The sequence below is a fragment of the Actinomadura sp. genome, assembly GCF_044508335.1.
In the GTDB taxonomy this organism is placed as follows: Bacteria; Actinomycetota; Actinomycetes; order Streptosporangiales; family Streptosporangiaceae; genus Spirillospora.
Genome location: NZ_JBIQHY010000187.1, coordinates 1 through 8373, shown reverse-complemented (window position 1 = coordinate 8373; position 8373 = coordinate 1). Strand labels below are relative to the sequence as shown.

The following is an 8373-nucleotide window of genomic DNA, read 5'->3' as shown; positions in this document are numbered from 1 at the left end:
GACCTCTGGGTTATGAGCCCAGCGAGCTACCGAACTGCTCCACCCCGCGGTGATGGGTCAACTGTATGGGGTGGGGGGTGGTTAGGCAAACGGGTTCGGTTTGGGGGCTTGGAGGGCGGCGGTGCGGGCGGATACTGGCGGCAGTGTTGTGTACGGCGCCTGTGTGGCGGGAGGCCGCTGGTGGCGGATGTCTATGATCCTTTCGATCTGGGGTTCCAGGCCGATCCTTATCCGGCGTATCGGCGTCTCCGTGACGAGGAGCCTGTTCACCGCCATGAGGATCCGCCGTTTTGGGCGCTTTCTCGGTTCGCGGATGTCTGGGCGGCGACGCGGGATCCGGGCACGTTCTCGTCGGCGCGGGGTTTGACGTTCTATCCGGATGAGATCGGCACGCTGGGCCTGGCTCCGACGATCGTGATGTTGGATCCGCCGCGCCATACCGCTTTGCGGCGGCTGATCAGCCACGGTTTCACTCCTCGCCGTGTCGCGGCGATGGAGGGCCTGCTCCGCGGGTTCGTCCGGTCGCGGATCGCCGTGATGGAGCGGAAGGCGGCGGACGGCGGGATCCCTGACCTGCACCGGGATTTCTCGTCTCCGCTGCCGACGTACGCGCTGGCGCATCTGCTGGGCGTGCCGGAGGCGGATCGGGCGCGGTTCGACCCGTGGGTGTCGGCGCTGACGACCCTCCAGGACGAGGGTTTCGGCTTGCGGTCGCTGAAGAGCGAGGCGGTCGGGGCCGTGGCGGAGATGTTCGCGTACTTCACCGATGTGATCGCGGCGCGCCGCGCCGACCCGTCCGATGACCTGATCAGCGCGCTGGTGGCGGCAGAGCTGGACGGGGAGCGCCTCTCCGACTGGGACGTGCTCGGGTTCTGCTTCGTGATGGTCGCGGGCGGCAACGACACGACCGGCAACCTGATTTCGCACGGGGTGGCGCTGCTGGACGGCGACCATGCGCAGCGCGAGCGGCTCGTCGCGGACCCGTCTCTGATCCCGAACGCGCTGATGGAGTTCCTGCGCCTCGAAGGTTCGGTGCAGGCGCTGGCCAGGACGACGACCCGTCCGGTCATGCTGCACGGGACGGAGATCCCCGAGGGGGAGAAGGTGATGATGCTGTTCGGGTCGGCGAACCGGGACGAGCGCGAGTTCGGCCCGTCCGCCGACGAGCTGGACGTCACCCGGGAGATTCCGCGCCATCTGGGCTTCTCCAGCGGCGTCCATTTCTGCATCGGCTCGCATCTGGCGAAGCTCCAGGCCCGGGTGGCGCTGGAGGAGCTTCTCCAGGCCCACCCGGATGTCGGTGTGGACCTGGAGAGGTCCGAACGGATCTCGTCCCCGTTCACCCGCGGCTGGGTGTCGCTCCCGGCGACGGGCATCGGCGGGGCTTAGCCCATGTGGGGGTACCGGTAGTCGGTCGGCGGGACGAACGTCTCCTTGATGGAGCGCGGCGACGTCCAGCGCAGCAGGTTGAACACGGAGCCGGCCTTGTCGTTGGTGCCGGACGCCCGCGCGCCGCCGAACGGCTGCTGGCCCACCACGGCGCCGGTCGGCTTGTCGTTGATGTAGAAGTTGCCGGCCGCGTAGCGGAGCACTTCGGCGGTGTGGGCGGCGGCGGCCCGGTCGGTCGCGATGACGGCGCCGGTGAGCGCGTAGTCCGCGACGGACTCCATCTGGGCGAGCATCTCGTCGTACCGGTCGTCGTCGTAGACGTGGACGCCGAGGATCGGCCCGAAGTACTCGGTCCGGAAGATCTCGTTCTCGGGGTCGCCGGAGACGAGGACGGTGGGCCGGACGAAGTACCCGACGGAGTCGTCGTACGTCCCGCCCGCCACGATCTCGACGCCGGGGTCGGCCTGGGCCCGGTCGATCGCCGCCTTGCTCTTGGCGAACGCGCGCTCGTCGATGACCGCGCCCATGAAGTTGGACAGGTCCGCGACGTCTCCCATGGTGAGCCCGTCGACTTCGGCGGCCAGTTCCTCTTTGAACCCGCCGTCCCAGATCGACCGCGGGATGTAGGCCCGGGAGGCCGCCGAGCACTTCTGCCCCTGGTATTCGAACGCGCCCCGGACGAGCGCGGTCTTGAGCACGGCCCGGTCGGCGGACGGGTGGGCGACGACGAAGTCCTTGCCGCCGGTCTCCCCCACGATCCGCGGGTAGCCGCGGAACTTCTCGATGTTGTTCCCGACGGTCTTCCACAGGTGCCGGAACGTCGCGGTCGATCCGGTGAAGTGGATGCCGGCCAGTTCGGGGTGCTGGAGCGCGACGTCGGAGACGGCGAGCCCGTCGCCCGTCACCAGGTTGATGACTCCGGCCGGCAGGCCGGCCTCTTCGAGCAGCCGCATCAGCAGGACGGCGGAGTACGTCTGCGTCGGGGACGGCTTCCACACGACGACGTTGCCCATCAGAGCGGGCGCGGTCGGCAGGTTCCCGGCGATCGCGGTGAAGTTGAACGGGGTGATCGCGTAGACGAACCCTTCCAGCGGCCGGTGGTCGGAGCGGTTCCACACGCCGGGGCCGCTGATCGGCTGCTCGGCGAGGATCCGCCGGGCGAAGTGCACGTTGAAGCGCCAGAAGTCGACCAGTTCGCACGGGCTGTCGATCTCCGCCTGCTGGACGGTCTTGGACTGCCCGAGCATGGTGGCGGCCAGCAGCGTCTCCCGCCACGGCCCGGCGAGCAGGTCGGCGGCCCGCAGGAAGATCGCGGCGCGGTCGTCGAAGGACATCGCCCGCCAGGCCGGCGCGGCCTTCAGCGCGGCGTCGACGGCGTCCCGCGCGTCGTCCCGGGTGGCGGTGCCGAAGGTCCCGAGCACCGACGCGTGCCGGTGCGGCTGCACGACGGCGACCTTGGCGCCGGCGCCGAGCCGCCGCTCGCCCCCGATCGTCATGGGCAGGTCGATCGGCGCCTCCGCGGTCAGCTCGGCGAGCTTCGCCTCCAGCCGGGCCCGCTCGGCGCTGCCCGGCGCATACCCGCGCACCGGCTCGTTCACCGGCGTCGGGACGTTGGTCACGGCGTCCATGGAAATGGCCCCTCCTTAGCGGGAGACGAACGAACGGAGAAAGAAGGCGAGGTTGGCGGGGCGTTCGGCCAGGCGCCGCATGAAGTAGCCGTACCAGTCGGCCCCGTACGGGACGTAGACGCGCACCCGGTGGGCCTCGGCGAGCCGCCGCTGCTCGGCGCCCCGGATCCCGTAGAGCATCTGGAACTCGTAGGACGAGGGCGGCCGCCCGGCGGCGAGCGCGAGCGCGATCTGGATGATCCGCGGGTCGTGGGTGGCGACCATCGGGTAGCCGTCGCCCTCCATCAGCAGCCGCAGCCCCCGCACGTAGGCGCGGTCGACCTCGCGGCGGCTCTGGTAGGCGACCGAGGCGGGTTCGGCGTAGGCGCCCTTCACCAGCCGGACGCGCGACCCCTCCCCCGCGAGGTCGCGCAGGTCCCCCGTGCTGCGCCGCAGCATCGCCTGGATCGCGACGCCCGCCCAGGGGAAGTCGCTGCGCAGCTTGCCGAGGGTCTCCAGCGTGGAGTCGACGGTGGTGTGGTCCTCCATGTCGAGCGTGACGGTCATGCCGGCCCGCCCCGCGGCGGCGCAGATGTCCCGCGCGTGGTCGAGCGCGAGTTCGCCCGGGAGGGCCTGGCCGAGCGCGGACAGCTTCACCGAGGCGTCGGCGCCGCCCGCGAGCCCGTGCTCCTCGAGCACCGCGAACATGCGCAGGTAGGCGTCCCGGGCCGCCTCCGCCTGCGCGGGCTCCCGGGTGTCCTCGCCCAGATGGTCGAGCGTGACGCTGAGCCCGGCGCCGCCGAGTTCCCGGACCGTCCCGAGCGCCGCCTCAAGATCGTCCCCGGCGACGAACCGGTCGACGACGCCCCTGGTGAGGGGCATGGACGTGACGAGGCCGCGCATCCGGTCGCTGCGCGCGGCGGCGAGGAGAAGAGGACCGAGCATGGGAGCCTCCAGCCTTCGAGGAACACCTCGAACGGTAGAAGCGGCGCCGCCATCCCCCTACAGCCAAATGCCACTTTCATCCCGGCTACACTTCATACAGACGTATGAAGGGAGGCGTATGGCCCCCGATCTCCAGGACATCGTCGAGCAGGCGGCCGACCTCCTGCGCGCTCCCGCCACGCTGGAGGACCGCGACTTCCACCTCGTCGCCTACGCCGCCCACGGTGACACGATCGACCCCGTCCGGATGGACTCGATCCTGCACCGCCGCGCGTCCGAGGCCGTCCGCGCCCGCTTCGAACGCCACGGCATCGCCCGCGCCACGGGCCCGGTCCGCATCCCGGCCGACACGTCCCTCGGCCAGCTCGGCCGCCTCTGCCTGCCCGTCCGCTGGAACAACGTGACCTACGGCTACCTGTGGCTTCTCGACGACCAGGAAAGGATCACGAGCGCCCAGGCGGCCAAGGCGATGCCGCTCTGCGAACGGGCCGCCCTCCTCATGGCCCGCCAGGCCAGGGAACGCGACGACCTCGCGTGGAAGGTCGCCGACCTGCTCTCCACCGACCCCGAGACCCGCGCGCAGGCGGCGGACGACCTGTCCGGAGCGGCGGCTCCGGACACCCCGCTCACCGTCGCGGTCCTGCGGACGCCGTCCCCCGAGCCGCTCAATCCGTGGCAGCTCCACCACTCCGTCCTGACGACCGTCTGGCAGCGCGACCACGTCCTGGTGATCCCGGCTTCGACGCCCACCGCGCCCACCCTCGACAGGGCCCGCCGGCTCCTGGAGGAGCGCAACGGTCCAGTCCGGGCAGGGGTGTACTCCCCGTGCGCGACGTTGGAGGACGTCCACGAAGGCTGGCTCCGCGCCCGCATCGCGGCGCGTACCGCCGCCCCCGGCGAGACCCGCGACTGGGCGGACTTGGGCGCGCTCCGCCTCCTCCGCACAGCAGGCGACGAAGCCCTCGCCCAAACGACCCAGACCCCGGGCACCACCCGCCTGCTACAACACCCGGACCTGGCCGAAACGGCCCGCACCTACCTGGACCTGGCGGGCAGCGTCCAGCAAACGGCGAAGGCCCTGAACATCCACCGCCAGACCCTCTACCACCGCCTGCGCCGGATAGAAGACCTGACGGCCCTCTCCCTGACCAGCGGCCAGGACCGCCTGACCCTCCACCTGGCCCTGACCCTCGCCCCCCATCTGAGGCAGGACGGCTCCTAGCCTTCGGCCAGGGAGGCGTGGCGGTCGCGTAGCTCGCGCTTGAGGATCTTGCCGCTGGGGTTCTTCGGCAGCGAGTCGGCGAGCACCACGTACTTGGGGCGCTTGTACGACGCGAGGCGCCCGCGGGCGTGCGCGTCGACGTCGTCGACCGTCAGGGCGGCGCCGGGCTTGGGGACGACCACCGCGGTGACGGCCTCGATCCAGTGCGGGTGGCTGATGCCGAAGACGGCGACCTCGGCGACTCCGTCCAGCTCGTAGAGGGCCTCCTCGACCTCCCGGCTGGCGACGTTCTCCCCGCCGGTCTTGATCATGTCCTTCTTGCGGTCGACGACGGACAGGTAGCCGTCCTCGGTCATGATCCCGAGATCGCCGGAGTGGAACCAGCCGCCGCGGAACGCCTCGGCGGTCTTCTCCTCGTCCCGGTAGTAGCCGAGCGCCGCGTGCGGGCTGCGGTGGACGATCTCGCCGATCTCGCCCGGCGCCACGGGGTTCCCGTCGTCGTCCACGAGGATCGTCTCGACGTTGATGGACGCGCGGCCCGCGCTGCCGGCCCGCTCCAGCTGCTCGTGGGGGCGCAGGATGGTGGCGAGCGGCGCCATCTCCGTCTGCCCGTAGAAGTTCCACAGCCGCACGTCCGGCAGCCGCCGCAGCAGCTCCCGCAGGACCTCCACCGGCATGGGCGAGGCCCCGTAGTAGCCCTTGCGCAGGCTGGAGAGGTCCCGGGTCTCGAAGTCGGGGTGCCGCAGCAGCGAGATCCACACCGTGGGCGGGCAGAAGAGCTTGGTGACCTTCTCCCGCTCGATCGTCTCCAGCAGGGCGGCCGGCTCGGGCGACGGCAGGATGATGCTGGTCGCGCCGAGGTAGACGTCGACGGAGAAGAAGCAGTCGAGCTGCGCGCAGTGGTACATCGGCAGCGTGTGCACCTCGACGTCGTCGGCGCTCATCTCCCCGTCGATCACGCAGCTCACGTACTGGCTGATCAGCGACCGGCTGGACAGCATCACGCCCTTGGGCCGCGACTCGGTGCCGGAGGTGTACATGAGCCGGAGCGGATCGTCGTCGGCGACCAGCACGTCCGGCGCCGAGTCGGGCCCTTCACGCCACCAGGAGTCGACGTCCTCCCATCCGTCGGCGGCCGCGGCCTCCGACAGCGGGATCCACCCCCGCACGCCGCCCTCGACACCGGCGGTGGCGAGGGCCTTCTCCGCCGTGGGGGCCAGCGCGTCCTCCGCGATGATCCCGGACGCCCCGGAGTGCCCGACGATGTAGGCGACCTCATCGGCGGTGAGCATGAAGTTGACGGGCACGAGCACCACGCCGAGCTTCGCCGTCGCGAACGCGATCACCGCGTACTGCCAGCAGTTGTGGCTGAGCAGCGCGATGCGGTCGCCCTTGCCCACTCCGCGCGCGGCCAGCGCGTGCGCCGCCCGGTTGACCGCGGCGTCGAACTCCGCGTACGTGACCCGCAGATCCCCGCTGACGACGGCGAGCTTGTCCGGATACCGCCGCGCCGTCCGATGCAGCAGATCCCCCACCGAGTGCTGACGAGCACGAGCCACCGAGTCGGACAAGACCGCCACCTCCCCAACAAAAGCCCAGGTCAGCGGCATGCAACCACACCTGCCGCGCCTCCGCCACCCCCAAAAAGGGGTATCGGCGGGCCCGAAAGCAAGCTCACCCTTCGGGGTAGAAGAGGAACAGGGTGCACCCCTCCTCCGTCTGCGGGACGTGGCTGGATCCCGCCGGCGCATGGATGAACGACCCGGCCGGGTAGTCGCGCTCGCCGTCGTTGAACACCCCGGACACCACGAAGACCTCCTCGGGGCCGGGTTCGTGCACGTCGACGCCCTCCCAGCAGCTGTTCGGGTCCATCTCCAGCACGTGCGCGGACGCGCCGCCGTCCCCTTTCCACAGCGACCGCACCCGTATCCCGGGGAAGATCTCGCGAACCGGCGCGTCCTGCACAGCGGACCACACATAGCCGGGCACCTGAGGCTCTGTCGAACTCATGGATCCACCTTGACGAAGCGCAGCACGACCTGCCGAGTGTCAGAAAAGACATTGAGCGGTACTTTTCTGCCATGCACCGAGTCGTCGCCCTGGTCCGCCCGCGGCAGTCGACGTTCGAACTGGGCTGCGCGGCCGAGGTTTTCGGGACGCCGCGTCCCGGCCTCCCCGACCGCTACACGTTCACCGTGTGCGCGGAGCAGCCAGGCCCGATCACCACGCTCGCCGGCTACTCCATGCACGTGCCCGACGGCTTGGAGGCATTGGACGAAGCGGACACGGTGCTGATCCCGGGCTGGCTTCCCCCGGCCGAGCCCCCGTCCCCCACCTTGGCCGACGCTCTCCGGCGTGCCCACGAACGAGGGGCACGGTTGGTCTCCATCTGCACAGGCGCCTTCGGGCTGGCGCACACCGGCCTGCTGGACGGAAGGCGAGCGACCACGCACTGGGCGCGCACAGCCGAACTGGCCGAGCGCTTCCCCGCCGTCAAGGTCGACCCGGACGTCCTCTATGTGGACGACGGCGACATAGCGACGAGCGCGGGCGCAGGCGCGGGCATCGACCTGTGCCTGCACCTGGTACGCACCGACCAGGGCGCGAGCTACGCCGCACACCTGGCCCGGAGCATGGTCATGCCCCCACACCGCGAGGGCGGCCAGCTGCAGTACGCGGCACCCCCGCACCCGACCCAGATGGACGGCTCCCTAGCCCCGCTACTCGAGTGGGCGACCACCCACCTGGCAGCCCCCTTGACGGTGGAAACGCTGGCGGCCCGAGCAGGAGTCTCCCCCCGAACACTGGCCCGCCGTTTCACAGACCAACTAGGCGTCCCCCCAGGCCAGTGGCTACTGACGCAACGAATAACGGCAGCCCGCCAGCTACTGGAAACGACGGACCTCCCGTTGGAGGCCATAGCCCACCGAGTGGGCCTGTCCTCGGCCACGAACCTGCGCAGACGGTTCCAAAAGGCCCTAGGAACAACCCCAGGCGCCTACAGAAGAGCGTTCAATCCCCACCCCCTCTAGGGGTCAAAGCACCTGCAACCGGCCGACCACCCAGATCATGGGCAGGAGTCAAAGCGGCAGAGGGACAGAGACCCGAAGCCCGCGGAAGGCCAGGCCGGAAGCCCGCGGAAGGCCAAGACCGAAACCACGGGGGGCGAGGGGCGAAGCCCCAACGGGGGACAGGGGCGGAGCCCCGGGG

7 protein-coding genes are annotated in these 8373 nt (G+C 70.5%); 3 read left to right on the top strand and 4 right to left on the bottom strand.

Annotated elements, in window-relative coordinates; all coding sequences use genetic code 11:
- Positions 1-108 precede the first annotated feature (108 nt).
- On the top strand, positions 109-1389 hold the full coding sequence (locus ACIWVC_RS33450) for a cytochrome P450 (protein WP_396452805.1): 1281 nt from the start codon (positions 109-111) through the stop codon (positions 1387-1389).
- Here the strand turns inward: ACIWVC_RS33450 and pruA are convergent.
- Together pruA and ACIWVC_RS33440 are read right to left on the bottom strand one after the other, a co-directional pair.
- Complete coding sequence (pruA, locus tag ACIWVC_RS33445; RefSeq protein ID WP_396452803.1) at positions 1386-3017, bottom strand: L-glutamate gamma-semialdehyde dehydrogenase; 1632 nt, start codon at positions 3015-3017, stop codon at positions 1386-1388. The genes ACIWVC_RS33450 and pruA overlap by 4 nt on opposite strands.
- Before the next feature lie 15 nt (positions 3018-3032).
- On the bottom strand, positions 3033-3941 hold the full coding sequence (locus ACIWVC_RS33440) for a proline dehydrogenase family protein (RefSeq protein WP_396452801.1): 909 nt from the start codon (positions 3939-3941) through the stop codon (positions 3033-3035).
- A 118-nt stretch (positions 3942-4059) separates the two neighbouring features.
- On the opposite strand from ACIWVC_RS33440, the gene ACIWVC_RS33435 reads away from it, so the two are divergent.
- Positions 4060-5163, top strand: a complete 1104-nt coding sequence (locus ACIWVC_RS33435) for a PucR family transcriptional regulator (RefSeq protein ID WP_396452799.1) — start codon at positions 4060-4062, stop codon at positions 5161-5163.
- Here ACIWVC_RS33435 and ACIWVC_RS33430 read toward each other — a convergent pair.
- Together ACIWVC_RS33430 and ACIWVC_RS33425 are read right to left on the bottom strand one after the other, a co-directional pair.
- Positions 5160-6722 (bottom strand): acyl-CoA synthetase, encoded by a 1563-nt coding sequence (locus ACIWVC_RS33430; RefSeq protein ID WP_396452797.1) that lies wholly within the window; start codon positions 6720-6722, stop codon positions 5160-5162. The two genes, ACIWVC_RS33435 and ACIWVC_RS33430, sit on opposite strands and share 4 nt — an antisense overlap.
- 115 nt (positions 6723-6837) lie before the next feature.
- Positions 6838-7173, bottom strand: coding sequence for a cupin domain-containing protein (locus tag ACIWVC_RS33425; protein WP_396452795.1), 336 nt, complete (start codon positions 7171-7173; stop codon positions 6838-6840).
- 71 nt (positions 7174-7244) lie between these two features.
- On the opposite strand from ACIWVC_RS33425, the gene ACIWVC_RS33420 reads away from it, so the two are divergent.
- Positions 7245-8195, top strand: a complete 951-nt coding sequence (locus ACIWVC_RS33420) for a helix-turn-helix domain-containing protein (RefSeq protein ID WP_396452793.1) — start codon at positions 7245-7247, stop codon at positions 8193-8195.
- Positions 8196-8373: the final 178 nt, after the last annotated feature.

Excerpts from the sequence above, each read along its gene's own strand:
- pruA (WP_396452803.1), bottom strand. The coding sequence starts at position 3,017 with ATGGACGCCGTGACCAACGTCCCGACGCCGGTGAACGAGCCGGTGCGC.
- ACIWVC_RS33440 (WP_396452801.1), bottom strand. The coding sequence starts at position 3,941 with ATGCTCGGTCCTCTTCTCCTCGCCGCCGCGCGCAGCGACCGGATGCGC.
- ACIWVC_RS33435 (WP_396452799.1), top strand. The coding sequence starts at position 4,060 with ATGGCCCCCGATCTCCAGGACATCGTCGAGCAGGCGGCCGACCTCCTG.
- ACIWVC_RS33425 (WP_396452795.1), bottom strand. The coding sequence starts at position 7,173 with ATGAGTTCGACAGAGCCTCAGGTGCCCGGCTATGTGTGGTCCGCTGTG.
- ACIWVC_RS33420 (WP_396452793.1), top strand. The coding sequence starts at position 7,245 with ATGCACCGAGTCGTCGCCCTGGTCCGCCCGCGGCAGTCGACGTTCGAA.